General features: G+C 58.1%; 29 protein-coding genes and 2 pseudogenes. 22 read left to right on the forward strand and 9 right to left on the reverse strand.

What is annotated here, in order from left to right:
• Nucleotides 1-644 precede the first annotated feature (644 nt).
• The 3 genes from QD461_RS18130 to QD461_RS18140 all read left to right on the forward strand — a co-directional run bounded on the left by QD461_RS18130 (nt 645) and on the right by QD461_RS18140 (nt 1,778).
• Nucleotides 645-854, forward strand: a complete 210-nt coding sequence (locus QD461_RS18130; protein WP_184710303.1) for a cold-shock protein — start codon at nt 645-647, stop codon at nt 852-854.
• 427 nt (nt 855-1,281) lie between these two features.
• Nucleotides 1,282-1,572: a 30S ribosomal protein S21 gene (gene rpsU, locus QD461_RS18135; protein ID WP_184710306.1), complete on the forward strand. Its 291-nt coding sequence runs from the start codon at nt 1,282-1,284 to the stop codon at nt 1,570-1,572.
• Nucleotides 1,569-1,778 carry a hypothetical protein gene (locus tag QD461_RS18140; protein ID WP_414088995.1) on the forward strand — a complete coding sequence of 70 codons (210 nt, stop codon included), beginning with the start codon at nt 1,569-1,571 and terminating at the stop codon, nt 1,776-1,778. Before rpsU ends, QD461_RS18140 begins: the two co-directional genes overlap by 4 nt.
• A 172-nt stretch (nt 1,779-1,950) precedes the next feature.
• On the opposite strand, the gene QD461_RS18145 is transcribed toward QD461_RS18140, so the two are convergent.
• Together QD461_RS18145 and hmpA are read right to left on the reverse strand one after the other, a co-directional pair.
• Entirely contained in the window at nt 1,951-2,424 is a 474-nt protein-coding gene (locus QD461_RS18145; RefSeq protein ID WP_414088996.1) for an RrF2 family transcriptional regulator, read from the reverse strand.
• Nucleotides 2,425-2,499: 75 nt separating this feature from the next.
• A complete protein-coding gene (hmpA, locus tag QD461_RS18150; protein ID WP_414088997.1) occupies nt 2,500-3,708 on the reverse strand; it encodes an NO-inducible flavohemoprotein in 1,209 nt (402 codons plus the stop codon).
• A 752-nt stretch (nt 3,709-4,460) separates the two neighbouring features.
• Here hmpA and QD461_RS18155 point away from each other — a divergent pair.
• The 5 genes and pseudogenes from QD461_RS18155 to arr all read left to right on the forward strand — a co-directional run.
• Nucleotides 4,461-4,574 (forward strand): annotated as a pseudogene (locus QD461_RS18155) (hypothetical protein); the annotation flags it as partial.
• Nucleotides 4,575-4,623: 49 nt separating this feature from the next.
• A pseudogene (locus QD461_RS18160) lies at nt 4,624-5,298 on the forward strand (hypothetical protein).
• A 280-nt stretch (nt 5,299-5,578) separates the two neighbouring features.
• Nucleotides 5,579-5,821 (forward strand): type II toxin-antitoxin system VapB family antitoxin, encoded by a 243-nt coding sequence (locus QD461_RS18165; RefSeq protein ID WP_184710316.1) that lies wholly within the window; start codon nt 5,579-5,581, stop codon nt 5,819-5,821.
• Nucleotides 5,818-6,234 (forward strand): type II toxin-antitoxin system VapC family toxin, encoded by a 417-nt coding sequence (locus tag QD461_RS18170; protein WP_414088998.1) that lies wholly within the window; start codon nt 5,818-5,820, stop codon nt 6,232-6,234. The genes QD461_RS18165 and QD461_RS18170 overlap by 4 nt, the downstream gene beginning before the upstream one ends.
• A 204-nt stretch (nt 6,235-6,438) precedes the next feature.
• Nucleotides 6,439-6,861 (forward strand): NAD(+)--rifampin ADP-ribosyltransferase, encoded by a 423-nt coding sequence (gene arr / locus QD461_RS18175; protein WP_414088999.1) that lies wholly within the window; start codon nt 6,439-6,441, stop codon nt 6,859-6,861.
• A gap of 196 nt (nt 6,862-7,057) precedes the next feature.
• Here arr and QD461_RS18180 read toward each other — a convergent pair whose 3' ends face one another.
• Both QD461_RS18180 and QD461_RS18185 read right to left on the reverse strand, forming a co-directional pair.
• Nucleotides 7,058-7,456: a DUF1236 domain-containing protein gene (locus QD461_RS18180; protein WP_414089000.1), complete on the reverse strand. Its 399-nt coding sequence runs from the start codon at nt 7,454-7,456 to the stop codon at nt 7,058-7,060.
• A 166-nt stretch (nt 7,457-7,622) separates the two neighbouring features.
• Nucleotides 7,623-8,561 (reverse strand): LysR family transcriptional regulator, encoded by a 939-nt coding sequence (locus QD461_RS18185; protein WP_414089001.1) that lies wholly within the window; start codon nt 8,559-8,561, stop codon nt 7,623-7,625.
• Between the two features lie 107 nt (nt 8,562-8,668).
• Here QD461_RS18185 and QD461_RS18190 point away from each other — a divergent pair, with 107 nt between their 5' ends.
• The 8 genes from QD461_RS18190 to QD461_RS18225 all read left to right on the forward strand — a co-directional run bounded on the left by QD461_RS18190 (nt 8,669) and on the right by QD461_RS18225 (nt 13,812).
• Nucleotides 8,669-9,283, forward strand: coding sequence for a nitroreductase family protein (locus QD461_RS18190; protein WP_414089002.1), 615 nt, complete (start codon nt 8,669-8,671; stop codon nt 9,281-9,283).
• Nucleotides 9,280-10,128, forward strand: coding sequence for an EamA family transporter (locus tag QD461_RS18195; RefSeq protein WP_414089003.1), 849 nt, complete (start codon nt 9,280-9,282; stop codon nt 10,126-10,128). The genes QD461_RS18190 and QD461_RS18195 overlap by 4 nt, the downstream gene beginning before the upstream one ends.
• Before the next feature lie 192 nt (nt 10,129-10,320).
• Nucleotides 10,321-10,839, forward strand: coding sequence for a DUF4142 domain-containing protein (locus QD461_RS18200; RefSeq protein WP_414089004.1), 519 nt, complete (start codon nt 10,321-10,323; stop codon nt 10,837-10,839).
• Between the two features lie 7 nt (nt 10,840-10,846).
• Nucleotides 10,847-11,170 (forward strand): amicyanin, encoded by a 324-nt coding sequence (locus QD461_RS18205; RefSeq protein ID WP_414089005.1) that lies wholly within the window; start codon nt 10,847-10,849, stop codon nt 11,168-11,170.
• A 37-nt stretch (nt 11,171-11,207) separates the two neighbouring features.
• Nucleotides 11,208-11,939, forward strand: coding sequence for an RNA polymerase sigma factor (locus tag QD461_RS18210; protein WP_414089006.1), 732 nt, complete (start codon nt 11,208-11,210; stop codon nt 11,937-11,939).
• A 157-nt stretch (nt 11,940-12,096) separates the two neighbouring features.
• A complete protein-coding gene (locus QD461_RS18215; RefSeq protein WP_414089007.1) occupies nt 12,097-12,690 on the forward strand; it encodes a hypothetical protein in 594 nt (197 codons plus the stop codon).
• The gene (locus tag QD461_RS18220; protein WP_414089008.1) at nt 12,687-13,250 is read left to right on the forward strand and encodes a hypothetical protein; all 564 of its coding nucleotides are present in this window, start codon (nt 12,687-12,689) and stop codon (nt 13,248-13,250) included. The genes QD461_RS18215 and QD461_RS18220 overlap by 4 nt, the downstream gene beginning before the upstream one ends.
• Entirely contained in the window at nt 13,240-13,812 is a 573-nt protein-coding gene (locus QD461_RS18225) for a hypothetical protein (RefSeq protein WP_414089009.1), read from the forward strand. Before QD461_RS18220 ends, QD461_RS18225 begins: the two co-directional genes overlap by 11 nt.
• A 48-nt stretch (nt 13,813-13,860) precedes the next feature.
• On the opposite strand, the gene QD461_RS18230 is transcribed toward QD461_RS18225, so the two are convergent.
• Together QD461_RS18230 and QD461_RS18235 are read right to left on the reverse strand one after the other, a co-directional pair.
• Nucleotides 13,861-15,219 carry a hypothetical protein gene (locus tag QD461_RS18230; RefSeq protein ID WP_414089010.1) on the reverse strand — a complete coding sequence of 453 codons (1,359 nt, stop codon included), beginning with the start codon at nt 15,217-15,219 and terminating at the stop codon, nt 13,861-13,863.
• 992 nt (nt 15,220-16,211) lie between these two features.
• Nucleotides 16,212-17,186, reverse strand: a complete 975-nt coding sequence (locus tag QD461_RS18235; protein ID WP_414089011.1) for an NmrA/HSCARG family protein — start codon at nt 17,184-17,186, stop codon at nt 16,212-16,214.
• A 42-nt stretch (nt 17,187-17,228) separates the two neighbouring features.
• Here QD461_RS18235 and QD461_RS18240 point away from each other — a divergent pair, with 42 nt between their 5' ends.
• The 6 genes from QD461_RS18240 (at nt 17,229) to QD461_RS18265 (ending at nt 23,390) form a co-directional block, all read left to right on the forward strand.
• A complete protein-coding gene (locus tag QD461_RS18240) occupies nt 17,229-17,627 on the forward strand; it encodes a winged helix-turn-helix transcriptional regulator (protein ID WP_414089025.1) in 399 nt (132 codons plus the stop codon).
• A 571-nt stretch (nt 17,628-18,198) separates the two neighbouring features.
• Nucleotides 18,199-19,137 (forward strand): 3-oxoacyl-[acyl-carrier-protein] synthase III C-terminal domain-containing protein, encoded by a 939-nt coding sequence (locus QD461_RS18245; protein ID WP_414089012.1) that lies wholly within the window; start codon nt 18,199-18,201, stop codon nt 19,135-19,137.
• 5 nt (nt 19,138-19,142) lie between these two features.
• The gene (locus QD461_RS18250; protein WP_414089013.1) at nt 19,143-20,126 is read left to right on the forward strand and encodes an NAD-dependent epimerase/dehydratase family protein; all 984 of its coding nucleotides are present in this window, start codon (nt 19,143-19,145) and stop codon (nt 20,124-20,126) included.
• Nucleotides 20,123-20,947 carry an MBL fold metallo-hydrolase gene (locus QD461_RS18255; RefSeq protein WP_414089014.1) on the forward strand — a complete coding sequence of 275 codons (825 nt, stop codon included), beginning with the start codon at nt 20,123-20,125 and terminating at the stop codon, nt 20,945-20,947. Before QD461_RS18250 ends, QD461_RS18255 begins: the two co-directional genes overlap by 4 nt.
• Nucleotides 20,944-22,242, forward strand: a complete 1,299-nt coding sequence (locus QD461_RS18260) for a F390 synthetase-related protein (RefSeq protein WP_414089015.1) — start codon at nt 20,944-20,946, stop codon at nt 22,240-22,242. The genes QD461_RS18255 and QD461_RS18260 overlap by 4 nt, the downstream gene beginning before the upstream one ends.
• Nucleotides 22,239-23,390, forward strand: coding sequence for a hypothetical protein (locus QD461_RS18265; protein WP_414089016.1), 1,152 nt, complete (start codon nt 22,239-22,241; stop codon nt 23,388-23,390). The genes QD461_RS18260 and QD461_RS18265 overlap by 4 nt, the downstream gene beginning before the upstream one ends.
• Before the next feature lie 10 nt (nt 23,391-23,400).
• Here the strand turns inward: QD461_RS18265 and QD461_RS18270 are convergent, their stop codons facing one another.
• From QD461_RS18270 to QD461_RS18280, 3 genes are all read right to left on the reverse strand, one after another.
• Entirely contained in the window at nt 23,401-24,393 is a 993-nt protein-coding gene (locus tag QD461_RS18270) for a Rieske 2Fe-2S domain-containing protein (protein WP_414089017.1), read from the reverse strand.
• A complete protein-coding gene (locus tag QD461_RS18275) occupies nt 24,390-25,517 on the reverse strand; it encodes a GNAT family N-acetyltransferase (RefSeq protein ID WP_414089018.1) in 1,128 nt (375 codons plus the stop codon). Before QD461_RS18275 ends, QD461_RS18270 begins: the two co-directional genes overlap by 4 nt.
• A 251-nt stretch (nt 25,518-25,768) precedes the next feature.
• The coding region (locus tag QD461_RS18280) for a flagellin (protein WP_414089019.1) at nt 25,769-26,383 on the reverse strand (615 nt) is incomplete at its 5' end.

Here is a 26,383-nt window from a genome sequence, read left to right on the forward strand (position 1 = left end):
GCCTGCAAAAGCTGTCCGGATTTCTTCAGCAATCCGTTGCAAAAGCGAATGCCATTGGAATCGGCAAGGACGGACGAAGGCATCGCGTCGCAACGGGCAGATAGCTGCCACTCGCCAGAAGGATCGGGCTTTACCTCTGGCGTTAATCATGCGGCGCGGCGTCGGCGCAGCGTCGTCCCGTCGCGAGCGTTCGGGCCACTGGCAAGACGGACAACCAAGGCGATGCTGGCCAGATAATTCACCCGCTTCCCCTGCCCTTCTTCGCTGCAAGAGCTCCAGTGGAGAGACTGCTCTTTTCATCGAACTCGGCGACACGCTTTCGTTCAACACATGGCGGCCGAAGTCAGCGAGGGTGAAGACGTAGTCGCCTGTCGGACGTTGATCGACAGAGAGCCATAGCCACGCCACCCAACCTAGCATCAGCCGCCGGACGTGCTGCGGCCCGACAAACCTTGCCGCCGGCAAGAACCTTCTGCGAAATTGCTGTTGCCAAAATTTAAATTAAACCTATATCAGAGGCATCGACCATTGCTTGTGACGTCGTCGAGGAGCCTTGGCGCCTTCGACGGATTCCTCTCAAATAATCGATCAATCCCCGCAAGGTATCGCGGGAGCAACAACGGTTACTACGAAAGGAAATCGTTATGAACACTGGTACTGTAAAGTGGTTTAACTCCACAAAAGGCTTCGGCTTCATTCAGCCTGATGATGGCAGCACGGACGTTTTTGTCCATATTTCCGCGGTAGAGCGTGCCGGCATGCGCTCGCTCAACGACGGCCAGAAGATCTCTTACGACATCGTGCAGGATCGCAGATCTGGCAAGAGCTCGGCTGACAATCTTCGGGCCGTATAAGTTTTTGACGGCTTCGCGCAACCGTTGATATACGTGCGCGCTGAAATCGTGACCGAGGAAGGTCGGGATACGTCCCGGCCTTTTATGTTTCATTCCGAACGGAGAACGACTTGAGACACGGTCGTTACCAGCCGGGCGGCGGCGTCGTTTTGAAGCCTGGATTTTCTGGAAACGCCCAACCGACTGACGCCGGAACTATTGTGTCTGTCCTGCCGCCCACATAAGACGTTGTTCACTACCGTGTCCGCTTCCAAAATGAGAGTTACGAGCGGAATATCCGTCAGGACCATATCGACTTGCATGCGTCGCCATAATCGCTTTAGCGAGAGCAAGCCGAAGCACCACCAGTATTCAAATCGAGTTGGATCAACTCAACTTCAATCCGTACAAAGAAATTGGCGCAGCGCGAGCTGAGTAAGGAGAAACTTTGCAGGTTCTGGTCAGAGACAACAACGTTGAACAGGCGCTCCGCGTCCTGAAAAAGAAGTTACAACGCGAAGGCGTGTTCCGGGAAATGAAGGCACGCAGCGCCTATGAAAAGCCATCCGAAAAGCGCGCCCGTGAAAAGAGCGAAGCAATCCGCCGCGCCCGAAAGCTTGCCCGCAAGCAGGCTCAGCGCGAAGGCCTGTTACCCGCGCCTAAGAAGAAAGTCATGGGGCTGGGTCGTGGACGCCCGCCGTCGCTTGCAAGTGCTTCCGCTAACAAAGAGGAAACATGACAAAGACGCAAGACAATCTGTTCAAGCCTGAAAAGCTGTCAGCACAGGCGAAGTCCGAGCAGACGACGTCGATTGCCAAGGATATCCTGGCCGACGAGGCGTCTGCTCGGCAAAAGAAGACAGACAGGCTTCGTGCGCTCCGGTTGGCGCAAGAGGCAGAGCCTTCGCCAGCGCCAAAAACAAAAAAGACAGGCAAGAAGGTATAGCCGGTCGGATGCCGGAGTTTGGCAAGTCAATCGCTCGCTGAAAGCTGTAACCAAGGACGGCGCCATATTTGGCCATTAGGGCCACAAAGGCCGCGGTGAGCGCTTGTCACAGCAGCCTTCGAACCAATGACAATTGCCGATCAATAGAGGCAGGACTGCAAACCGGGACTATTCACGGTTTCAGCGCACTCCCCAGAGCGCCGGAATTCTCAATGCCCAGAAGTTGCCGGAGCGCGATAGCAGGCCCGACAAGGTCTGCCAGCGTGTAGCCGTCGAGGACCTCGAGAAAGGCTGCGGCTGCCGTTGCAAGCGCGCGCTTGAGAATACAGGCGGGCAGGACAACGCAGCCCTTGCCGCCTTCAGGCTCCATGCAAGGAACCAATGCGAAATCCGGCTCGCAGGCGCGGACAATATCCCCGACCCGGATCGCAGTTGCCTCACGGGCGAGACGCATTCCTCCCTGGCGTCCCCGTATGGTCTCGATCAAGCCCTTCTGGCCGAGTTCATGGGTGATCTTCATCAGATGGGCCTTCGAGATATGGTAAGCTGCGGCCACTTCGTCGATTGTCGACAGGCTTCCGCCCTTGCGCAGGCCGAGATACATCATCAACCGCAACGCATAGTCCGAATAAACTGTCAGCCGCATGGATTCTCTCCCGATTCCATTGCAGCATAGTGGCAACCAGGCGGCGGGGCGAGTTCCAACCGCCTGATGTTCGCCTTACGCTGCCAGATTGTCGGCAGGACCGAAGAATTCGTAGTGGATCCTGTCGTTGGGGATACCAGCCTTTGCCAATCCGTTGACGAAAACGGCAAGGAACGGCTTCGGCCCACAGAGATAGATGTCGGCCTCCTTCAGCGGCGTGTTTTCGGCGAGCCACTCAAGAGTGACAAAGCCCTCCTGATCGTAATGAACGCCCTTCCGGTCTTCGGAATGCGGTGTCCGATAGAAGATTGCCGATCTCATTCCTTCGCGACCGAAGATGAGCTTGCGCACATGCTCGCCCATCGCGTGGACCCTGCCATCCTCGGCACCGTGAACGTAGTAAACACTCGCATTTCCGTCTTTTGCCGCCATGGCCTCCAGCATACTGATCATGGGCGTCAGGCCGACGCCGCCGCTCAGCAGAACGATCGGCCGCGTCGTATCTTCCTTGAGGAAGAAATCACCGGCCGGTGGCGCAACGTCGAGCACATCGCCCTCCACCACGCTGTCATGCAGATAGTTCGAAATGACCCCTGACGGCTCGCGTTTGACGGAAATTCTGTAGGTCTTGCCATTTGGTGCAGAAGAGATGCTGTAATTGCGGCGATACTCTCCCTTTCTCGGCACTGCGATTCGGAAGGTCAAATACTGGCCCGGGAGATGGCGGACGACCGCTTCATGGTCTTCCGGTTCCAGAACGAAAGAGGTGATGATATCGCTCTCGCGTTGCTTGCCGATGATACGGAAGCGGCGCCAGCCATTCCATCCACCTTCCGCTGAGCTCAGCGCTTCATAGACCTGCTTTTCTCTGCCGATCAAGATATCCGCCAAGAACCAGTAGGCCTCGCCCCAAGCCGTGAGTACTTCGTCGGTCGCAGCCTCACCCAGGACCTGTTTGATGGCGGCAAGCAGCGCATTGGCGACATAGGGATAATGGTGTGGCTGAATCTGCAGACCGACATGCTTCTGTGCGATCCGCTCGACAGCGGGCCCGAGGACGGCAAGGTTATCAATATTCTGCGCATAGGCGAGGATCGCCTGCGCCAACGCCTTCGTCTGACCGCCGCCCTCGCCCTGGTTCGATTGATTGAATAGCTTGCGAACCTCCTCATTCTTGAAAAGCAGCAGGTACATTGCAGCGGTGATGTCCGTGCCATGCGCCGCTAGCGCCGGCACCGTGGCCTTCACGATTGCCTTGGTCGCTGCGCTCAATTCTCTAGCCATTTCCGATCTCCATGATTTGATGGTGGCGGCACTCATGTATGTCCTAAAACATATATCCACAATATATGTTTTAGGCTCGAGCCTGTCCTGTGCGGTTCTGTCACACGTAGACCATTGCGGCGGGACATTGAGACCGCGGAACCAAGTTGGAAAAATTCGAAATCGTGCCTCCGGTCCCTCGAGCGCAATTGCAGCCCGATATCGTGTCCAGTAGCTTCACATCTGAATGGCTTCTATGCGGGCCTGTGTCGAATATCGCTTGTGTTGCGTCTCGGTAATCAGTTGAGAGCGAACCATGGGTAAATTAACGACATCCACTTACGGCTCTCGCGAGCCTGCTTGTTTACGCAATAGATCCTTGAGAGCCTCCTCCGGTGAAAATCCATTCTGCCGCCGCTCCAGAGCACCAACGGGCAATTCGCCACACCACAGGAACGTGGGCTGGCGTACATTTGCCGATCTCCACGCGTGGATTGCTGCCACCGACGTCAGTATCCACTATGCCGCGGATGGTTGCACGACAGAGTGACAAGAAGGTGCAACCTACTTTGAAGATAGTCGATCGAAATGGAGCAGCGACTTCTGGCGATCTCCCGTCCGCCCATGCCTTGGTATCCGGAAAGAGCCGCAACGATAACAGCATCATCTGGCCCGCGTCGACCGCACCGTTCGTCAACACGAAACTGGGCGCCTCTGACTGAAATTGGGCCAGCAACAGCATCTATACCGAGCGTCAGACTAGCGGTGGCGATATTCTCTGCGACGACACGGACGGCGGCGCCGGCGGCAAATTCACCGGAGTGGACCTGATCGGCCTGCCACGGCAAGTGATTGTCGGCCCGCGCGGCCTTGGCGCAAATTATGTCGAGGTCAAGAGCCGCAAAAACGGTGACGGCCGCGCCTTACCATTTGAAAATGCGGTCAGCATTCAGCGAGCCTCCGCAGAGCAGAGCCGCCTGGAACAAGGGCGCAAGGCCGTTTTCGGCCTTCGATCGGATGGTCGCGTGGCGCTTTCTGCGCTCCAAGCGCAAGGAACGCGTAATCTCAATTATCTCGATCATCTCGTTCATCGGCATCATGCTGGGTGTGATGACGCTGATCATCGTTATGGCTGTCATGAACGGCTTTCGCGCCGAGCTGCTCGACCGCCTCCTCGGCATCAACGGCCATCTGATCGTACAGCCGATCGAAAGCGGCCTCGATGACTAAGCGGGGATTGCCGTGCGCATCAACGGCATTGCCGGCGTGCGCCGTGCAGTTCCGCTGACAGAGGGGCAGGTGCTCGCAATCGGCCGGGTCGGTGGGGGAACCGGAGCGTCGATCGGCGTCGCCGGCACGATCGCGGGCGTCATGCTTGGCGTCATCGTATGCATGAATGTCGAACGTATCCACCAGTTCTTCTCGTGGCTGTCGAGGACGACACTGTTCAATCCGGAACTCTATTTCCTGAACCAATTGCCGGCGCGCATGGACATAATCGAAACTGTCTCCATCGTCCTGATGTCGCTTACCCTCTCTTTCCTCGCGACCCTCTTTCCGGCCAGGCGCGCAGCTAGGCTCGATCCCGTCGATGCGCTGAGATTCGCATGAGGGCGACGAGGGCAGGTTTGCAACTCAAACAGCCCGAACGATCCATGAGGAGACATCCGACACGCTGCTCATCCTCGACAAGACAGGCTTATGGAAGGGGTCGGCACACCCGTCCAACGGCAATGCAGACCTCCGGAGACCGCTGTGATTGATCGCACGATAAGATGGAGCCCACAAGTGGACCAGACAGCGGGAAGCGACCGTGAACCTGGCTCCCGCCGCGTATGGACAAATGGTGTACCTGCGTATATACACTGACTGTCATGACAGTGAGGACAGCATGCTCAGTATCAGGGATCAGGAAGTTCGCACCCTAGCGGAGACCGTCATGCGCAAACGGGGCGCTCTCAACCTCACTGCGGCTATCAAGCTTGCATTGCAGCACGAAATTGAGCGGGCTGACGAAGCTGTCCCCTTAAAGCAGCACGTCGCAGAAATCCGTGCCCGCGCGCTGACGAAGGCGAAGCTTCCGCCCGCCCCGCCCTTGACGAAAGAAGAACGCGACGCACTTTGGGGTCAATGATGTTCATCGAAACCTCAGCGTTCGTCGCCATCCTCGCCGACGAGCCGGAGGCCGACAGTTACCTTACCGCGATCGATGGCGCCACACGCCGACAAACCGGCGCGCATGTTCGGCTCGAAGCCACCATCAACCTAGCGCGCATTCTCGGCCTGGAGGTCCTGGATGCCCAAGAGATGTTCGACTCCTTTCTGCAAGCAGCCAAAATTACTGTGGCTCCGATTACCGATGCGGTCGCCAGGCGCGCAGTCGAAGCTTTCGCCCTCTACGGCAAGGGAAAAGGCCATCCCGCTCAGCTTAATTTTGCCGATTGCTTGTCTTATGCCTGTGCCGATACTCTCAACATGCCGATCCTGTTCAAGGGTCATGATTTTGTTGAAACCGATCTTAAGAGCGCGTTGTCCAACGAGCGCTGAGCCGCCTCAAACTGAGCCACATACCGATTTCCGGTGAATTCTATGAGAAAACTCGGCGTGGCATCAAGGCGCCTTTGGTCTGGGTGCACCGAAAGCGAACATCCCTCATCTGCTTTGTGGAAAGCCGCTCTCGACACCAACGGGGACTTCGGCACCGCTTAGCTCTCTGACTTGAAGCAGACGCACAAGAGAAGGACGATCACGATGGCCGAAGTGCTGGACGAGGGACCTTTCTTTCATGGCACAATCGCTGATTTGCGTGTGGGTGATTTCCTCACTGCAGGATACCGGTCGAACTATCGTCCTGAAGTGGTGATGAACCACATCTACTTCACTAGCATTGTGGATGGTGCCGGGCTTGCCGCTGAAATCGCTGCTGAACTCACCGAAGGCTGCGCAGTCCCGCGTGTTTACGTCGTAGAGCCAACCGGGGCATTTGAGAACGACCCGAACGTGACCGACAAGAAATTTCCCGGCAACCCTACTCGATCGTATCGGAGCAGCGCAGCGCTCAAGATCATTGGCGAAATTACCTATTGGACCAGATTGACGCCTGAAGCACTGCAGGTATGGAGAGAACGACTGAGCGCACTGCGTTCAGACCAACGAGGCGAAATCATTAACTGATACGAGGCGACACGGACTTGTGCTCACGACGCGATCTGATTGTTAGATGGAGACGGTCAACTTGCCAGCAATCTCAGGCATGTCCCGATCAATCCTGTGAAAGCCACTTTGGGTCATACCGGACATATTTAAGAGCGAGGTTCAGAATGCCTAAAAGGGGGTTGGAGAGCGGTTTTCCGCTCTCCAAAAGTGGCTGTTAGTTGAGAATCTGGATAATCTTGCGCGATGACGGCTCAACGATCACACGCTGGTGGTTGACAACCGCATAGGCGTATCGCGGATTCTCAGGAACGGTTCGCACGATGACCGCGCCCGGCAGAGGCTGGCCAACAACGACCCGCTCGCGGACAACCGTTCCTTCTTCAGGCAGCGGCTGCTCGCGGACATAGGTGACGACCTTCTGCGGCGGCGGATCGATGGCAGTACCGACGATGGCCCCTGCTACGCCGCCAACAGCGGCTCCGACAGGTCCGCCAACCACGGCTCCAGTGACAGCGCCGCCAGCAGCGCCGGTAACGGTCGACGATTGGGCAAAGGCGCAGCCGGCGGCCAGGCCAAGCGAGAGTGCAGCGATACTAAGTACTTTCGTTTTCATAACAATTTCCTTTCACCTTCTATTCGTCCGTCATCGACGGAACTGTCAGTGAAACAGGACTACGTCGCGATCTGTTCCTTTGCTTGGGCTTCAGTCGGATGTCTTGGGGCGTTGGTCCCACGAAAATTCGGACTAAAGCTCCATCCGATATCGCTTGGAGGGTCGGTCAAAGATTGGCGATACCCATAAGCGAGTTGGCTTCGAGATCCGATTGGGGATCACGACCAAACTGTTCGGTCAGAAAATCAAGGAAAACACGGATCTTCGGCGCAAGGTGCTGACGAGAGGGATAGACCGCATAATGCGTCGTCTCGGCGGTGGTCCAATCATCCAAAGCCGATTGCAGTCTTCCGGCCTTCAAGTCATTCACGACATATGGGAGCGGGATCAGGCTTACCCCGAAACCGCCGCGTAGCGCGTCGCGGACGGCAAGGCTCGATGTGACGGAGTAGCGCGCATCGACGGCAATCCGTTCGGTCCGCCCATCCTTGCTGAACTCCCAGACGTCGGCATTCCCACCGAATGGAAAGCGAATCTGATCCAGCGCTTTTAAGTCTGACGGCGTCTTGGGCCTGCCGTATCGCTCGAAATAGGCCGGCGCGGCGCAAAGGACATGCGGCATCGTTGCCAGCTTTCTGGCAATCAAGCTGGAATCATCAAGCGCACTGCTGCCGCGGATTGCAACGTCGAACCCCTCGCGGACGAGGTCGACACGGCGGTCGTCGAGATGAAGATCGAGTTTCAATTGCGGATGACGAGCGAGAAAGGCCGGAATGGCTTCGGAGAAGCGAACAAGTGCCACCGTCATGGGCGCACTGACGCGTAACGTTCCGGACGGGGATGACTTGACCGATGAAAGCGTGGCCTCACCCTCCGCCAAGGATTCAAGCCCTCGGGTGACATATTCAAGGTAGATCTTTCCCTCTTCGGTCAGTGCCATACGGCGCGTCGTCCGATTAATCAGGCGCACCCCTAAATGGGCCTCCAATTCTGCGACATTCTTACTTATCGCCGGTGGCGTCAGACCAAGCTTGCGCCCAGCTCCGGCGAAGCTTCCGAGGTCCGCCACAGTCTTGAAGACCTGAAGAGCGGTAAAGCGATCCATTTATTCTTTTCCTCCGGCAAACAATCTCTTTCAAAATTACCGCATTATCATCCAAGAGCGAACTCAATATCTAAGGGCGGAGGCAATTTTCCCCGGAGTTCGAAGCAATGCCAAACCCAACCATCAATCTTATCGAGCGTCGTGTCTCGGCCAACCGTTTCGATCCGCATCACACATTGACGAACGCGGAAATCGAGAATCTGGTCCGCCTGGCGACACGCGCACCAACCGCTTACAATCTTCAAAATTGGCGCTTTATCGCCGTCCGAAAGCCCGGAGCGAAAGCCAGGCTTCGCAAATTGGCATTCGACCAGGCAAAAGTCTCGGATGCGGCCGTCACCTTCATCATCTGCGGAGAACGCCCCGATGACACCTCGCTTCCCGGCAGGCTGCGGCCATTCGTCGAAGCCGGTCACATGCCGGAGGCGATGGCTTTGAAATGGCAGGACGCCGCAAGGGCGCAATATGCCGATCCGCAGGCGGCCCGAGATGAAGCTATCCGATCTGCCACGCTCGGTGCAGCGACCTTGATCTATGTTGCCGAAGCATTGGGTCTCGCAACGGGCCCGATGGTCGGCTTTGATGCGGATGGCGTCGTCCGAGAATTTGGCCTGGCTCCTGGCGAGACGCCGGTGATGCTGCTTGCCGTGGGGCGCGCGGCCTCCGGCAACTGGCCCCAGAAGCCGCGCCGTCCGCTCTCGGAGGTTCTGCAGCTATCATGAAAACCAACACTTCAGATCTCGCATCAACCGCCCTTGCGCCGGTTGTCTGGGGCAGCACCTATCTCGTGACCACCCAATTTCTGCAGGGTTTTTCACCGATGTCGGTCGCCATGCTGAGAGCGTTGCCAGCCGGACTTATCCTGCTTGCCATCGTACGCGAGCTCCCCAGGGGAGACTGGTGGTGGCGCTCCCTTGTCCTTGGCGCCTTGAACATCGCGATCTTCCTGAGCATGCTGTTCGTCGCAGCCTACAGACTTCCAGGCGGTGTCGCCGGCACGGTTCTCGCGGCTCAGCCGTTGATTGTCGTCTTCCTGGCGTCATTTATCCTGTCGAGCCCGCTGCGACCTCTCGCAATTGCCGGCGCCATAATTGGCATGGGTGGCGTGGCCTTGCTTGTGCTGACCCCCAACGCTGCTTTGGATCCGATTGGCATCGCTGCCGGTTTGGCGGGCGCAACCTCCATGGCTTTGGGAGGCACTTTGGCGCGCAAATGGCAACCGCCGGTGTCGCCGCTCACCTTTACGTCCTGGCAGCTGACGGCCGGTGGCCTTTTGTTGCTTCCCGCTGTTATCGTCTTCGATCACGCCATTCCCATCCCGACGGCCTCCAACTTGCTCGGGCTCGTCTGGCTGGGGCTGATCGGGGCCGCATTGACCTATGTCTTGTGGTTCCGCGGGCTCGGACGACTAGCGCCTTCGGCCGCATCCTCTCTCCTGTTCTTCAGCCCGCTGACCGCTGTCCTGCTCGGATGGGCATTCCTCGGGCAAACCCTAACCGCACCTCAAATTGCTGGCATCGGGCTTGTCATCGGAAGCATCTGGCTAAGTCAGCGCGCAAGCGCCTGATGGTCAGCGCCGCTCAGCGGAAGAATGTCTCGGTCCATAGGACCAGACAAATCGCCAGAATTTAACGAGTGAGAGGCCGCTGTGATGGCGATCAGCAGAGATTTTCGGGAACCTTCTGCTGGCCACGGCATCTAATGGCTGTTTCAGGCGCCGGAACGTCTGGAGTATTCCATGGAAGATAGGAGGCCAAACATGTTCAAGAAACTTCTAGCGGCAACCGCGATGGCGGCAACCCTCGCGACCACGGCCATCGCCGCTGACAAGCCGACGGATCCGCAGATCGCGCATATTGCCTATACGGCAGGTGAGATCGATATCGCCGCCGCCAAACAGGCGCTCAAGATGAGCAAGAACGCCGAGGTTCGGCAGTTCGCCGAGACAATGGAACGCGACCATACGGCCGTGAACAAACAAGCGCTTGCCCTGCTGCAAAAATTGAAGGTGAAGCCAGAAGACAACGATACCAGCAAGTCTCTATCGTCTGCCGCCAAGGCTGAGCGGACAAACCTCTCCAAGCTCCATGGAGCCGCATTCGACAAGGCCTATGTCGACAATGAAGTCGCCTATCACAAGGAGGTCAATGGCGCGCTCGAGACCCTGCTGATCCCATCAGCCCGGAATGGCGAGCTGAAAGCGTTGTTGCAGACCGGCCTGAAGCTCTTCAAGGAGCATCAGGCGCATGCCGAGCATCTTGCAGCGATGGTCAAGTAGGCCCGCCATGCCCGCAACGCTTCGCGCTTTGGCCGTTTTGGCATTTGCAGGGTTCGTGGTTGGAGGCCCCGCAAATGCGGTAGCCGCCAATCACGATATCATCATCGCCCAGATGCAATTCGGCACGGTGCCGCCTTTGCATATCGGCGACGTGATCACCTGGCATAATGATGATATATTCCGCCACAGTGCAACCGCGCGTGACAAGAGCTTCGATATCGACCTGCCGCCGAAGTCGCAAAAAAGCATGGTGGTCAAACAGGTGGGGAAAGTGGATTTCTATTGCCGCTTTCATCCGATGATGACGGGCACGCTCGATGTTCAGCCATAGGCTGGTCTCGCATTCACTGAACTATGTTGGAGTGGCCATGGTTCGTATTCCCGCCGCGGCGCAGCACATACCGGACATGGCAGCTCTATCAGATGCCGATGTCGTCGCCCATGCCAGAACAGGTGACGAGCTGGCTATACGCATCCTCGTGCAACGGCACAATCGTCGCCTGTTTAGAACGGCCCGCGCCATCGTCCACGATGATGCAGAAGCGGAGGACGTGGTCCAGGCAACCTATGTCCATGCCTTTACCCACCTCGATAGGTTTCGCGATGAGGCGCAATTTACGACTTGGCTCACCCGGATCGCACTCAACGAGGCGCTCGGGCGTGTCCGACGCCGCCGGCCAAGCGTCGGTTTGGAGGAGATCGACATGACTGCGGAACCTCGGCGAGGCGAGCTGTTGCAATTTCCGACCTCGCTTTTCGTCGCTGACCCCGAGGCTGAATTTTCCCGCAGCGAGACACGCCGTCTGCTTGAGCGGGCAATCGATGGGCTCCCTGACGAATTCCGCGCGGTCTTCGTATTGCGGGACGTCGAGGGCATGAGCACCGAAGAAGCCGCGTCGTATCTCGGCATCAAGCCGGAGACTGCCAAGACCCGACTACACCGGGCGCGCAAGATGATGCGAGGCGCCATCGAAAAGCAGTTGGTGGGAGCGTTCACGCAGCTATTCCCGTTCGACGGAGCGCGATGCGCTGCGATGGCGGACCGCGTCGTCAGGCAATTGAGAGACACGCGGTCGAACATGATTTTATCGACGGATTAGGCAACGCTGCAATTGCGGCAGGCACCGCCAGCTTCTTGAATTGGACCGGATTGCAGACTTGACCCTTGCCGTATCGCACGCATGTGCCACATAGAGATTGTTGCCTGGTAAATCTTCGATTCCTGGTGGCATATTTAAGCTCCAAGTGAATGCAGCGATGAAGCAATCGATCATCAGGAAGACCAACAAGGCGCTTTATGCACGCGTTGCCGCCGGGATCGGTGGCCTTCTGGCCGGTGCGCTGTCCATGGGATTATCGATCTACGAGACCCGCACGGGAGAAGACGTGCCGCAGACAGCAGTTGGCGCCGCCGTCGATGGCGGTCAGTGGAAAGTCACGCTCAATTCCGCAAGCCTTGCCACCACGACAATGGCTGGGCTCCGTGTATCTGATGGCAAGAAAGCGCTGACGGTCGATCTTACGCTCGAGAACCTGACCGCAGAGAGCTCGAACCTTTATCGCGATGCAATCAAACTCGACAACATTCCGAACGCACCCATACCACAATTCTATCTCGTTCGGGATCGCGAGCTGCTTTGGGATCTTCAACCGATGATGCCTGAAACCGTTCAGGCGGTTTGGGAGCTGCCGGCAACACAGGCACTGCCCAAGGTCCTGAAAGTCACCGTCGTCGGCACGACATATAAGCCCAAGGATAACCTCTATGCCGCGCCCGGTTGGTTCAATCCCACCAACAAAGCGCGTGTCGATCTGCCGATTGCTGTCGCCGCTAAAGGAGCGCCTCCTTGATGCGGCTGCTCCTTTCCCTGTTGCTGATCGGCCTCAGCGCGCTGCTGCTGGCGTTCCTGCAATCGACGACGCCAAGTTATGCTCTTCTGACAGGCCCGATCGAGACGGTGGGCCAGCAGAAGGATACCCTCTCAAGCAGGACCTTCAGCATCAAGGTCGACAAGATCATACGCGCCAGGATACTGGCGTTCACGCGCTACGGAAGGCCGATTGAACGACAGAGCGACGGCGTCTGGGTGATCGCCGGCGTCGAGCTTCAGACAAAACGGGAAACGATGACGATCCAGGCTGCAGCGATCAAGGGTGCTTCCGGGCGTCTTTATCGACAGAGCCACCGTGCCGATGGTGCCCCTCGCCTCGCGTCGACCAAGACGCTTCAGCCGGGGCTGTCGAGCGCCGGCATAATGATATTCGAGCTGCCCGAAGAAGATGCGCATGACATGACACTGATCGTTTCCAAACAGCCGTCACCGCAACTGGCCTCCGAAATTCACGTAAAACTCGATCAAGACACCGTTGAGATGCGCGATCGGGCGGAGATTGGCGACAATGGTATCTAGACGGGAACGACGGCTTTGGCTGGTATCCGTGGCGAGCCTGCCCTTGCTGCTGGCAGGCAATTACGCCGTGGATGCATGGCGCAATGCCAAGGAATATGTTCGGCGAAACGAGTTGCAAGTGCACAGCAGCATCAGCGGACAGGCTTATGCCGGAGCCCTGTGGTCCATCAGCCAGACAAGATTGATCGGCGACGGTCGCGACACGAAAATCACCTTCCCGGGGCAAATGCGGCTTTTGATCCTGCAGATGACCGCACAAGCCGAAGAAGAGATCGGCAGTTCCTGGAGCGAGTGCCAGCTGACCCTCACAGATCCGAGCGGGCGGCGATGGCTGCCGCTCAACTTTCTTCTATCCGATAGTATCAGCCGAGATCTCGATCCGCAGGCAACGCTGGCCGACGGCTGCGATGCGGCATCCCGCAAACCTCCCGCCAAGGGAGCCGGCACGCTCATCGAGGAAAAGTTCGTCGTGCCGGCCGATGTGATCCCCCTATTGTCGGTGCGGCTCAGCTTTGCCTCAACACGGCCAAACGCCATCTCATTTCCACTGCGCCCGCACTAGCACGACGCCACAAAGCGGGCGCGGCTTTCAAAGGGCATCGGCCTCTACCTAGTTTATTCCGGCACGGTTCGACGCTTGGGGCCGGGAAGAGTTGAAATCATCCGGCTCTGTGGTTCCGTTGCCGCTTCGCCGCCATTGTCGTCCTTGCGCAAAACCGATCTCCAGCGCAGCAGCAAGCAGGCAAATCTTGATCGGCATGATGAGAACGCCATCACCCGGCGAACTTGGGGTGCCGAAGAATAGCGTGATGGCCTGGGCGATCATCTGCCACAAAGGCAGATCATAAGGACCGATCAATCGGGATATGCCATACCAGGCCCATGCCGCCCCCCAATCCAGCACCCGATAAAGCAAAATGACGCTGAGCGTCAGTCCCACTCCGGAATTCAGGGTCAGGCCAACCCCTTCGGCCAAGGCGCGATAGCGCTTTGCCGTTCCCGCGATGAAGTGCGAGATGAAGTCGCGTATTGCTTTCGGCAGCGCCTCCCAGCGCGAAACGGCGCGCGCCATGCGACCTTCCGTCAGCGGTCGTTCTCCATTGATGTCATAGCCGTAGACCAAGGCAGCAAGAGTTAGCCAAACGACGGGATAGAGCGCGTATAGGAAGAGCCCGCGCATTTGCTTGGAAAGAGAAATCGAAGCGGCTTCCGCAGTTGGTGGAAAAGCGGTGGCCGCTGCGGCATCGCCAACCGGGTTGAGAAAGCCGAGGAAATGTCCGACCGTTTCTGGAAGCCTGGCAACCCAGGAGCGAATATCGCCCTCCCAGGTGGAAACAACGTAGAGACCGATAAATGCCCAGTTCGCCTCGCAAACCACAATGACGATCGCCCAGATTGGACCCTTTGATCGCGTATGCATGAACTTTGCGAAGCGCCGAACTGCCCAGGCAACTGCAACCGAAATGAGCAACCAGGCACTACTGCCGAATTTCAGCGGCGCGTACTCCTCTCCCGCCAGCATCAGGTCGAGCGATAGTCGGGAATACTCTCTGACCGTATCACCCAGGAATCCCCAGGCTGCGTAGTAAGCAAAGAACGGCACGAGCGTCAGCGCAAGGATCGACGTAAAACCCGGCTTTGTGACCGTCTCTCCTGTTTCAGCTTCGGGTCGGGCGGCCGCGGCGCGCGAGGCAGCATCAAGTGCCGGTAATCCGGGCCGCACGGTTTCGAAAAGCCCGACGATGATCACTAGTTTGAGAAGCACGACAAGAGCCAGGGTAGACAAACCCGCCAATGCATTCAGCCGGCCGATCATGACGGCAAGTTCATTGAGAAGTGCGTTTCCGATCAGCCCAAGCAACCAGAGTGCCATCAGCTGCGGCCAGAAGCGCCATAACAGTTGCAACGTCAGCGATGGCAGCCGAAACAGGGGCCGGATCAGCGGGCTGGCGTGAGAGAGAGCCGTCATAAAACTGATAGTAGCAATCGAACCGCCGATCGCCAAGTCAATCTGTGATCTACAGGTCGAGAGAAGTGTCCATTGGAACTCGTGCATCTACAGGTCAAACATTGGACCGGTGCCGCCGAGGCCGATCGAGGATTCGATACGCTGAGAGCGCAAACTCCGCGCCTTCCAATGCTTTAACCCGCTATCAGGCTTTCATACGATCAATGGCGCGAAATAGTGATCCCATTTCAGGCCGATTGAAGCACGCTTGAGTAACTCTGCAGTTGATTCATAAAGCCACGGGGCGGGCTCAACTAAAGTCGAGCAGGCGCGTGCATCTCGCGTTCAGACGCAAGCCTTGGCTTTATCGACCATAACTGACAACTGCCTCGCACGTGTAGCGGATCGAGCGCACTGTGCTTGGGACTATCGCCAGTTCTGACTCGGCCTAGCTGAGACAATGACCTGCTCAGCGAGGGGGCACACAGTCGGCGGGGCGGGTTTCCGGACAATCCGGCAATACCAGAAGGCTCTCGACCCAGACCTGGCCACTATGTTGCCAATCGCCGGCACAAATGAGGCCTGCGATCAAGCGTTAAAGCTTTTGCCCTGCCATCAGAGGTTAGTCTGATGGCAGGGCGGACCGCCGACGGGTGGCAGTGGTATCGGCGATCGGGGCGATCACCCACTAGCCGGATAAATCTGCGTTGAACACGGACCTTGGTCTGATGGAGAGTGAAGTTTTTCTCCAACGTGGCGTCTGAGGCCGGCAGAATCGCATATTTACTTACACGAGCCGCAAAAGTGCCGGTTTCGCACATGAACGGCTCATCGACACCCCGCCGCATTGAGCCATAGCTCCAGAAATTTTCAGCGCTCGCTGGTCCAAATTTCGAGCAAATTCACTATGCCCTGCAGGATTTCAAGGTTGGCAACGCAATTTAGCGCAAGCCCGATCGCTTACCGCTTGCAGGTTAGGAGATGCCAAAGCGCGCTTTCAGCTGCCCACGACTCTAAAGCCGGGTAGACTGATCCAGCTCGCCATATCTTCCGAACGCCGCATCGAGCGTCTTACGATCGAGGCCAGTAAGCCAGGAGCTGAATGAGAGTAGTTCTGGATTAAGTTCGCGCATGAGGTTCAGATCGACAGGCTCTGCGAGCGGTCCATTCTCCAGGCTCGACGCCATGTGTGCGAGGTCAGTGTTGGCCGCCAATACTTCATCTGGAAACCGTGCATAGGCGATAGGGCGGCCAGCGGCTTTAGTCAAAGCAGCCCCGAGCTGGTTTCCTGTAACCTGGTCACCAGCAATCCTTATAGTAGTCCCCACGAAGCGCGATTTGTCTGAAAACAGTGCGACAACAATTTTCCCGATGTCATCCACCGCGATCAGCTGCATCGAATGATCCGGTCGGATCAGAGACGTCAGCCGGCCCTGATCCAGACCGAAGCCGGGGCGAACGAGCATTTCCATGAATATCGGCGGTCGCACAATGGTCGCCATCAGCGGCAGTGTGCGGATATGCGCTTCAATACGTGGCTTGGCGTCGAAACGCGGAACCCCGGTCGGCTTGTCGCCGACGCTTGCCCCTGAGGAATAGATGAAGTGATGGATATTGCTCGCTACTGCCAAGTCAGCGATGGATGTTCCGTACCGGACTTCGTCTTCCGCTGACAGATTGGACGGCAGGACGCTGAAGATGCCGTAAGCATCCTTCATTGCAGCGGCCAATATGTCGGTGCCGTCTAACGACCCGCGCACCAGTTCGACACCTTGTTTCCGCAGCGACGCCGACACAGGATGCATGGGATCACGAACAAGAGCGCGGACATTCCAGCCCGCTTTTAGGAGTGCCTTGGCAACCGATCCGCCTTGCCGGCCCGTCGCCCCCAAAACCAGGATCGGACGTCTGTGATTTGTCATGGGATACCCTCGTTCAGAACAAGGGCTATCCATATATACGAATTGATTCGCATCGGAAGACAGCACATTTCGTAGCCTCAGGCACAAGGATGATACGCTTTGGAAGAAATGGTCATTGCTACATCGGACGAACAGCCTGAGGGTGGACGCGGTTTCAAGCCGTTGCCATCGAACAGTATTTGCGGACGGCTCGGGGACAAATGGACCGTTCAAGTTCTTTGGCATCTGTCGTGTGCCGGCGCAGAGAGGCTTCGGTTCTCCGCACTCAAAAAAGAAATTGACGGGATCACGCAACGCATGCTGACGCTGGCGCTGCGAAATCTGGAGCGAGATGGCCTTGTTGCCCGTTACTACTTCCCTGAGGTACCGCCACGAGTCGAATACGAACTGACCGATATGGGGTCGGGAATGTTACGCGCCCTGGAGGGTATCAACTCCTGGCTCATGGAAAATTCGCCCAGAATTGAAGAAAATCGGCGCGTCTACGATGATGCCGAGCAACGATAGAGTGATTTCGGAGTGCGCGGCGAGAGCTTGAGGTTTGATCTCCCATGAGGTGACCGACGCTTTTTAAGCATATTCGCATAGGCGGCCCTATCCGACCATGTGGAGGTCCTCGCAGCGATCTACCGTGTCACCATAGTCGTGTTGATACACAGCTGGTCACAACAAGAGAAGCAATCGTCTCACCCAAACCAGGCCTCAAAACCACGCTCGGAGCCGGCGAGCGACGCGGTGAAAACCGCAATCGCGCCCTAGATAAATCAATAGGATGCACTTCGTAGTCCCATAAGCGACCACCGAACGCCGCGTCGCCCCTCGGGGTTGCCCGATCCCATTTCATCTGATTGACCAATGTTTCTTGGTTTTGACAAGCAGGCCGCATGGGTATCGTCGCTCAGCAAGTTCAGGTCCTCAATCCCTGCGGCAGTTGTGGACGCGGTGAAAATTGGGCGTTTTGGCCGCACAGATGTGATACAGCAACGAAACCTGATTGCTGACACCGAGGAGATGGATGCCCTCCACATTTCGAGGAATGAAGATTGTTGGCTCCGGGTGCGCCGTACCGGAAGCGCGATTGCTGTCGACAGAGATCGACGCCCGTCTTGGACAGGCTCCAGGCTGGACCGAACAGCATGTCGGGATCGCATCACGCCACGTCTGTCAGACCGAAGACCAGATCGACCTCGGTGAATTGGCGGCTAAGCGAGCGCTGGCAGCTGCCAACTATGCGGCGAGCGATGTCGACCTCTTGATTTTCGCGGCCGCCGTTCCCTATCAGTCCATCCCTGCAACCGCGCCGTTGTTGCAGAGACGGCTTGGCATCCCGGATGGGGCCTGCGCCGCCTTCGACGTCAACTCGACTTGTCTTAGCTTTCTAACGGCAAGCGACATCGCGGCCTCATTCCTTGCCGGCGACAGCTACAAGTGCTGCCTGGTCGTCTCCTCGGAAATAGCCTCCCGTGGCCTGCCATGGCAGACGGATCCGCTTGTTGCGGCCCTTTTCGGGGATGGGGCCGCAGCTGCCCTGTTCGCTCCGGGAGACGGGCCTGCTGGTATTCTCGCCGCTCGCATGGAAACCTATCCATCCGGCTATGAAGACTGTGCGTTGGGCGCAGGCGGGACGCGATATGATTTTCACAAGGATCCCGAGGCCTTCGCGCGCCATGCTGTATTTGAGATGGATGGGCGCGCGCTCTTCCGCCATACGATTTCCTATTTCGAGAAATTTCTCGAACGTCTGCTTGCTGCGGCCGGATGGCGACGCGACGACGTCGATCTTGTCATTCCGCACCAGGCAAGTCCCATCGCCCTGGCGCATCTGGCCGATCGATGTGGCTTCGGTGAGCAGCGCATTGTCAATATTATGCGTGACCACGGCAACCAAATCGCAGCCTCCATACCGACGGCCCTCGATATCGCTCGCTCATCGGGCCGGCTGACCGACGGCATGAAGATGCTCATGCTGGGCACGTCGGCAGGACTTTCGCTCGGCGGCCTTGCCATGATCGTTTGATTTCCATGCGGGTGATCGTCAGCGGCGCAACGGGATTTCTGGGAGGCAGGCTTTGCACCCTGTTGCGGGAGCTTGGCCATGACGTGGTCGGCCTTGGCCGAAATACCGATAAGGGTCGTGATCTCGAGACAGGTGGAACGCGGTTTGTCAGCGTCGATGTCACTCAATCGCCAAGTGAATCCGTACTGAATGAGCTCGGCAGTGCCGATATCTTCGTCCATGCGGCCGGGCTCTCGTCGGCCTGGGGTTTGAGAGAGGCTTTCCAGCAAGCAAATGTTGCGGGCACCCGCCATGCGATGGCGATGGCGCGGGCAGCAGGTGTACGCCGTTTCGTCTTCATCTCGTCGCCGAGCGTCACCTTCCGATTTTGTGATCAGGCGGACCTACACGAGGACGCCCCGCTTCCCAAACCTGTCAACGCCTATGCCCACAGCAAACAAATCGCCGAGAGCGATGTGCTTGCGGCGTCCGATCTCTCCCCGATCATCTTGCGGCCCCGCGCCATCTACGGACCTGGCGACGTAGCGCTACTGCCAAGGCTGATCAGGGCGGCGGCAAAGGGTCCGCTGCCTTTGCTGCGTGGTGGCCGCGCGTCCACCAACCTCACCCATGTCGACGATGTCGCGCAGGCGATCCTCTGCGCGATAGAAGCCTCGCCACAAATCGCCGGGCGGATCTACAATATCGCTGGAGATGAAGCCCTGCCCTTGCGCCTCATCATCGAAAGTGTCGCGGCAAAGGCTGGAATTGCGGTTCGGTGGCAAACCATCCCCTGGCCGTTGGCGCTAAGTGCGGCGCGCTTGGCGGAGGCGATAGCCCGGCTGCAGCGCAACAGGCCGGAACCGGTCATTACCGCCTATGCTCTTGGCATTCTCGCCTTCACGCAGACGCTCGATATTTCGGCGGCGCGGCGGGAAATCGGCTTTCGGCCGCAGATCCGTTTTGCGGAAGGGCTGGCTCGAACCTTCCGCGGAGGTGCCGGGCGATGAGCGGTCCCTTGTTTATCAACGGTGCCGTCATACGCGCGCCCGAGCGACTGGTCCTGCGTGGCGGACGATGGACCTTCATCGACATCGCGGTGCGCTACGGACTGTGGCGCCATCCCCAGCTTGGAGCAGTGCTGATCGACACGGGATACACCAAACGCATCACCGAGGGCCGCGAGCGCTCCCGGGCCATGAAGCTCTATAACGCTATTCTGAGACCTCGCCTTATCGAGGAGGCCTCCCCGGTCGCCACTCTGGGAAACCAAGGGATCGGACCGGAGGATGTCACCTATATCATCGTCACGCATTTTCATGCGGACCACATCGCCGCCCTTTGTGATTTTCCCAGAGCTCGGTTCCTCGCAGATGGAGCGGCCTACGCGAGACTGTCCGCCATGACTTACCGGCAGCAATTGCATAACGGCTTTTTTCCGGAGTTGCTTCCCGCGGATTTTCGCGATCGGTTGATCTCTGTCGATAGCCGGCCATCGGTCGCCCTCCCCTATGCTCTTGGGGACGGCTACGATCTCTTTGCGGATGGCTCTTGTCTTGCCGTGCCGCTGCCCGGTCATGCACTCGGCCATTTCGGATTGCTTTGGCCAAACATGTCGCCGGCATTGCTCTACGCAACCGATACGCAATGGCTGCTTCGTGCGGTTAACGAAGAGCGCGCTCCGTCGGGGCCAGCGCGGCTGATCTACAGCGACCGCGATGCGGCGGCAGTGTCGATGGAGAAGGTCAGACGCTTCGCCGCGCAAGGCGGCAGGGTCATACTTTGCCACGAACCATCCAATCCCACCGCCTTTGGCGGAGAGCGGTCATGAGGCTTGTCCGCCAGCCCGTTCCCATTCTGCGGCTGATCGCGTCATTTGTGCGCACGCGCCTGCTGACGCGCCGTATGAAGACGCGGGCCGACGTCGAAGAATGGCAACGACGACGCATCCGCAGCTGGCTGCGCCATACCGTGAGCTCGACGGGCTACTATCGCGACCGAAACGTTGACGAACTCGACGACTTACCGATCGTCGACAAATCGATCGTGATGGCGGCGTTCGAGCAGTTCAACAGCGCCGGATTGTCAAGTGCCGAAGGCTGGCGGCTATTCAACAGCAACCAACAGCGAGACGGATATATTATCGGCGCCAGCACCGGAACCAGCGGCAATCGCGGACTGTTCGTCATCACCAATGCCGAACGATACGAATGGTTGGGCGTGATGCTTGGCAAGCTGCTCCCCGCCTTTCCCTTCGAGACGGCACGGATCGCGCTGATCCTGCCGCTGCACACGGCGCTTTATGATTCAGCCAATCGGACAAGGCGGCTCAATCTCGAATTTTTCGATCTGCGCCGAGGCGTGGCAGCAATCGCGCCGGAGATTGTCGGCTTTGCGCCGGACACCATCATTGCACCGCCGAAAGTTCTGCGTTGGCTGGCTGAGCAGGACCACACATTAGCGCCGAAACGGCTCTTCAGCGCCGCCGAGATCCTGGATCCTGTCGACAGAGAAGTCATCGAGAGACGCTACCGAACAAAGCTCGGTGAGATCTACATGGCGACTGAAGGTCTGCTTGCGACCAGCTGCGCTCACGGCACCTTGCATCTTGCCGAGGATGTCATGCATTTCGAATTGCAGCCCGTGCCGGATAGTGACCTCGTGTCACCGGTCGTTTCCGACTTTACCCGCCGGACACAAGTGGTCGCCCGCTACCGGATGAACGACCTGTTGCGCATGCGGACAGGAGCCTGTTCCTGTGGCTCGCCCCTGCGTGCCGTGGCCGAAGTCATCGGCCGCTGCGATGACATTTTCGAACTTCCGCGGACGCCGGGTGCCAGGTCTGTTCCGGTCACGCCCGATGTGCTTCGCAACGCAATTCTGGACTCAGATCGAAGTATCACCGATTTCCGCCTTCTCCAGACCGGACCTGACGAGCTGCAGTTGATATTGCCGGATACGGTCTCGCCGGGCGCTGTCATTGCCGCAGAAATGGCGCTTGCGCGGCTCCTGCAGAAACTCGGCACCCAACCGCACATCTCGACTGAGAAACGGATCCTGTTACCGCCTGCCGTTAAGCTGCGCCGTGTGGAGCGGCGGTGGCATGCCCCAAGGAGCAGCGAATGAAGACCGTTCTGATTACCGGCGCACGTGCACCGGTTGCTCTGCACTGGGCGCGGCTGCTGCACATGGCGGGCAATCGCGTCATCCTTGCCGATAGCCATCGCTTTGCGATGGCGCGGGCGACGCGTTTCAAGGCCGCCTACGTTCGACTGCCCGAGCCTCGCAATGCGCTTCAGACCTATGCCAAGGCCGTTGAACGCGTCGTCAAAGACTATGATTGCGATCTCGTCCTTCCGACCTGCGAGGAAATCTTCTTTCTGGCGGCTGCTCGTGACGAAATTGGCGCCGTGATACCGCTTGTCGCACCGCCCCTCCAACTCCTCGCCCGCGTGCACGACAAATATAGCTTTGCCATGATAGCGGCAGGCTTCGGTGCAGATCCACCGAAGACAACGCTGCTGCGCAATTCGAGCGACCTTGACGCCTGTCGGAGTGCAAGTAAGGATCTTGTCTTCAAACCGGTCTGGTCGCGATTTGCAGAGCGCGTCTTGATCAGGCCCAGATCCGCTGAACTCGACCGAATTCTGCCCTCGCGGACCGATCCCTGGGTGGCACAGACCTTCCTGCCGGGGGAAGAGCTGTGTTGTTGGGCACTGGCAAGAGACGGAGAAATTCAGGCCCTGCAGGCTTACCGGCCGCTCTATAGGGCCGGTAAAGGTGCAAGCCTTGCCTTCGAACCTGTTAGCAACCCGCATATCCGTCGTTTCGTGGCCGGCTTCGTTGGCGCGAATGGGTGGACTGGCCAGATCTCCTTCGATTTCCGTCATGACGCCCAGGGCCGGTTGTCGGTTATCGAGTGTAATCCAAGAGCGACAAGCGGATTGCACTATTTCGGCGCTGCGGACGGTCTCGCAGAAGCCCTTGTTGCCGGTCATTCGGCAAATGCGTCGCTGACCGGAGCGATGACGCTGCCGCTCGCAATGCTTTGCTACGGTCTACCGGCGGCTATACGCGACCGGGCGCTCCGGCGATGGTTCGGCGATTTCCGCAGCATGGGCGATATCGCAGCCTGGCCCGGCGATCGATCGATGCTGCGAGCGCAACTGCAGGCTCTGGCCGAAATAGTCTGCGTCGCAGCCCTCAGACGCACCGGGCTCAAAGCTGCAGCAACTGCCGATATCGAATGGAACGGCGAACCACTCGGCAGATAGAAGATCCGCCTTAGAGTTCCATCACCAATACAGTCGGCTTTTCAGCAACGTCAGGCCTCTGTCCCGCGAGAATGGCATCGATATGCGTGCGCATGATGTCGAGTGGTCCAATCATCGGCCGGCGTTGACCAAACAGCCTGCGGTTCTTTTCAGCTGCGTGAAGAATATGCTGGTCCTGGCGTAGGGCGATGCGGAAGAACGGCTTGAATAAGAGCGCCTTCAGATAACCGAAGTTCCGCTGCCGCGGACCAGACAGAATACCAAAGCCGTGCACCATGTCGTCGGTTTCCTGACGCAGGTGAAAGGTCGTCGCCAGGTTGATCGACTTCGCACCCCAGAATTCCAGCTCGGCGATGCCAGGATAGCGGAAACGACCGATGCTGATCGAGCGCTCGCCTTCAAGAAGCCGACTGACAAGCCCTTCTTGCTTCGGCTCGCCCACATAGCGCGCCTCGACCCAACCGTCGCCACCGGTCACGGTTACGGTCACCCGGTAACGTTTGGCGCTCAACCCCCGTAAAATCCCCCTATGCGTGAAATGGGTGTGCGTCGCGTCCAGAATGTTTTCAGCCACTTCGGCCAGCGACGACGTGACCCGGCTTTCGACCGTCATCGACACCGTATCGGCTGCAGCAAGCACAGTGGTATAAGGGATCGCATCGACGGCGTGTGCCGAAAAGAAGACCAGCCCGTCTTTCTCGCAAACGCCATAGGATGGCACAAGTGTCCGAGGGATCGCCCCGACCAGGCCCGGCATGGCCTTGCATGCCCCGGCACCATCGAACCGCCAACCGTGATAGGGACATTCGATTGCACCATCGACAACACGCCCATGCGACAGAGGCGCTGAGCGATGCGGGCAGATATCCGCCAGACAATGGAGCTTGCCATCCGCACGGAACAGGACAAATGCCCTGCCCCCCACCAATACCCGCAGGGGCTTATTGCGGACCGCCCTTGATTGGGCGATCGCGACCCATCCTTCGATTTTCTGATCGCTCAAAGCCTGTAGTTCCTCATGATCGGGATGCCTACTTTTTGCAGTATGGTCCGCACAATTGCCGCGGCGCCACGGCTCTTCCATGACAAGTGTCGATTGTAAATTGCACTATACTCGATCGCGGGAGCGCCGCCACGGTTCCGCTTGAATGAAGCCGCTCCAGCGCTCATGTTGTATAGCAGCCGATGTTCCCTGGCGCGCTGCAACCCGATCGCCATCAGGCGACGATAGAGGCCAGCCTTCGCGTCGATTGTTGTGTCGTAGCCGACCACCGGCGCCGACATGACGTCACCTCGATCGAAGAAGCCGATGATGCCGTCGAGCTGCCCGTCGCGATTGCGGAGACCGCAAAACTGCAGGATGCCAGCCTCATACATCTGTTGCAGCCACAAGGCCGAGTATTGAGGATTCAAGCTGGTATATTTCTGGAGATAGAGCTTCGCGTAAAGCAGCTCGATACGCTGAAAATCCGCGGGCGCAATGTCTTGGTGCTCGACGACGGTGAGGTCGTGCTGGATCAGAAGCGCCATGTCGCGCCTTTCATCGCGGTGGACCCGCACCTGCTCTTTGCGGCAGTCAAAGAGGTAGACCTGCCGAGCTGGATAGAGCCCGTAACCGCAGGCACGGAAGTCGGTAATTGTTGGCCGATCGCTGACGTCGTTCAGCGAGCGCCAGACGATCGCCTTGCCCGGATGGGACGTGAGCAGTTCCTGTGTCACCTGCTGGATCTCGAGACAACCGAGAGTGCAGCCGATGTTGGTTGCCATCAGCCAGTTGTTGGGCTGAACCTGATGATCGAACCCTGTCGCTTGCATCAAGGGCATCGCAAGCCTCAGAAAGCCGTTCAGTATTTGCATCGTGGCCGGGCTTTCGGCCAGATTGCGCAGCTCCTCGCGGGCATAGTCGATATAGGCGACGCTTGGACAGCAAAGATAGCAGGTTGGCGACCGTCGCCAATCATTGATCGTGAGTGGCAAGAGCTGCGACCCGGCTCGGACCATCGTCACGATCGTATCCAGATTGCCGATCAATGCCGATGCCGGATGAGCCTTGAATGCCCGCACCATCTCTTCAGCCTGAAATGCCGTCGCGCGCGTAGAGATCATCGTCGTGGAAATAGCGGCCATGTCGGGACTGTGTCACTGTCTCACGCGATCAACAATCGCAAGAGGGCGGTATCGATTGAGAATGGCAAGCTTGGCAGTAAGATCGAAGACCGAATCATGGCGTGGCACACCCAGCGTGTATTCGCTCACTCTGTAGCATACTTGCCCTGGACCATCATCATGAGAGCCAAAAAGAAAACCGCGCCTTCGAGGAGGGCGCGGTGAAATCTTTATTCTGCGTGTCACTCGGCGGCAGACGCCGAAGCTCCTCATCAGCCCTTGAACAGCGACAGGATCGACTGGCTCGAGGAGTTGGCGATCGAGAGGGACTGAACGGCGAGCTGCTGCTGCGTCTGCAGAGCGGACAGCTTGCTGGATTCCTGTTCCATGTTGGCATCGACCAGCTTGCCAACGCCCGACTGGATCGAGTCGGAGAGCGAGGAAGCGAAGCTCGTCTGCAGGTTGATACGAGCCGAGATCGAGCCGAGGCGCGAGTTCATGCTGACGATCGAGTTCAGAGCGGTCTGAACCATGTTCAGGGCGCTGGAGATCTGGCCGGAGGTCATCTTGCTGATGTCAAGGCTGAAGACCGAATACTGGGTGCCGCCAATGGACGTCTTGCTGCCGAGAATGCCCGATGCCGTGTCGATCGCACCGTTGTTCGCGCCGAACAGAACGTTACCGGTCGCGCCGGTGTCGAACTTGTAGTTGGTCGAGCTGACCGAAACCGTGCCGTTGGTGCCGCGGATAAAGGAGGAGACGACCGAGGCCGAGCCACCGTTCTTAGCCATGACCCAGTTTTCGCCGTTGAACGAAGCCGACTGGGCAACGCTCTGCAGCTGCTGCTGCAGCTGGCCGATTTCTTCCTGAACCGACTTCTTGTCAAC

Origin of the sequence: Rhizobium sp. BR 314, assembly GCF_047445805.1 — a bacterium.
GTDB lineage: Bacteria > Pseudomonadota > Alphaproteobacteria > Rhizobiales > Rhizobiaceae > Rhizobium > Rhizobium lusitanum_B.

Coding starts and splice junctions, on each gene's coding strand:
- QD461_RS18170 (WP_414088998.1), top strand. CDS start 5,818: ATGATGTTCATCGAAACCTCAGCGTTCGTCGCCATCCTCGCCGACGAG.
- QD461_RS18275 (WP_414089018.1), bottom strand. CDS start 25,517: ATGGCCGCTATTTCCACGACGATGATCTCTACGCGCGCGACGGCATTT.
- QD461_RS18260 (WP_414089015.1), top strand. CDS start 20,944: ATGAGGCTTGTCCGCCAGCCCGTTCCCATTCTGCGGCTGATCGCGTCA.
- QD461_RS18205 (WP_414089005.1), top strand. CDS start 10,847: ATGCCCGCAACGCTTCGCGCTTTGGCCGTTTTGGCATTTGCAGGGTTC.
- QD461_RS18265 (WP_414089016.1), top strand. CDS start 22,239: ATGAAGACCGTTCTGATTACCGGCGCACGTGCACCGGTTGCTCTGCAC.
- QD461_RS18210 (WP_414089006.1), top strand. CDS start 11,208: ATGGTTCGTATTCCCGCCGCGGCGCAGCACATACCGGACATGGCAGCT.
- QD461_RS18185 (WP_414089001.1), bottom strand. CDS start 8,561: ATGGATCGCTTTACCGCTCTTCAGGTCTTCAAGACTGTGGCGGACCTC.
- QD461_RS18180 (WP_414089000.1), bottom strand. CDS start 7,456: ATGAAAACGAAAGTACTTAGTATCGCTGCACTCTCGCTTGGCCTGGCC.
- QD461_RS18225 (WP_414089009.1), top strand. CDS start 13,240: ATGGTATCTAGACGGGAACGACGGCTTTGGCTGGTATCCGTGGCGAGC.
- QD461_RS18145 (WP_414088996.1), bottom strand. CDS start 2,424: ATGCGGCTGACAGTTTATTCGGACTATGCGTTGCGGTTGATGATGTAT.
- QD461_RS18230 (WP_414089010.1), bottom strand. CDS start 15,219: ATGACGGCTCTCTCTCACGCCAGCCCGCTGATCCGGCCCCTGTTTCGG.
- QD461_RS18165 (WP_184710316.1), top strand. CDS start 5,579: ATGCTCAGTATCAGGGATCAGGAAGTTCGCACCCTAGCGGAGACCGTC.
- QD461_RS18140 (WP_414088995.1), top strand. CDS start 1,569: ATGACAAAGACGCAAGACAATCTGTTCAAGCCTGAAAAGCTGTCAGCA.
- QD461_RS18240 (WP_414089025.1), top strand. CDS start 17,229: ATGGTCATTGCTACATCGGACGAACAGCCTGAGGGTGGACGCGGTTTC.
- QD461_RS18195 (WP_414089003.1), top strand. CDS start 9,280: ATGAAAACCAACACTTCAGATCTCGCATCAACCGCCCTTGCGCCGGTT.
- arr (WP_414088999.1), top strand. CDS start 6,439: ATGGCCGAAGTGCTGGACGAGGGACCTTTCTTTCATGGCACAATCGCT.
- QD461_RS18250 (WP_414089013.1), top strand. CDS start 19,143: ATGCGGGTGATCGTCAGCGGCGCAACGGGATTTCTGGGAGGCAGGCTT.
- QD461_RS18255 (WP_414089014.1), top strand. CDS start 20,123: ATGAGCGGTCCCTTGTTTATCAACGGTGCCGTCATACGCGCGCCCGAG.
- QD461_RS18215 (WP_414089007.1), top strand. CDS start 12,097: ATGAAGCAATCGATCATCAGGAAGACCAACAAGGCGCTTTATGCACGC.
- QD461_RS18200 (WP_414089004.1), top strand. CDS start 10,321: ATGTTCAAGAAACTTCTAGCGGCAACCGCGATGGCGGCAACCCTCGCG.
- hmpA (WP_414088997.1), bottom strand. CDS start 3,708: ATGGCTAGAGAATTGAGCGCAGCGACCAAGGCAATCGTGAAGGCCACG.
- QD461_RS18130 (WP_184710303.1), top strand. CDS start 645: ATGAACACTGGTACTGTAAAGTGGTTTAACTCCACAAAAGGCTTCGGC.
- QD461_RS18190 (WP_414089002.1), top strand. CDS start 8,669: ATGCCAAACCCAACCATCAATCTTATCGAGCGTCGTGTCTCGGCCAAC.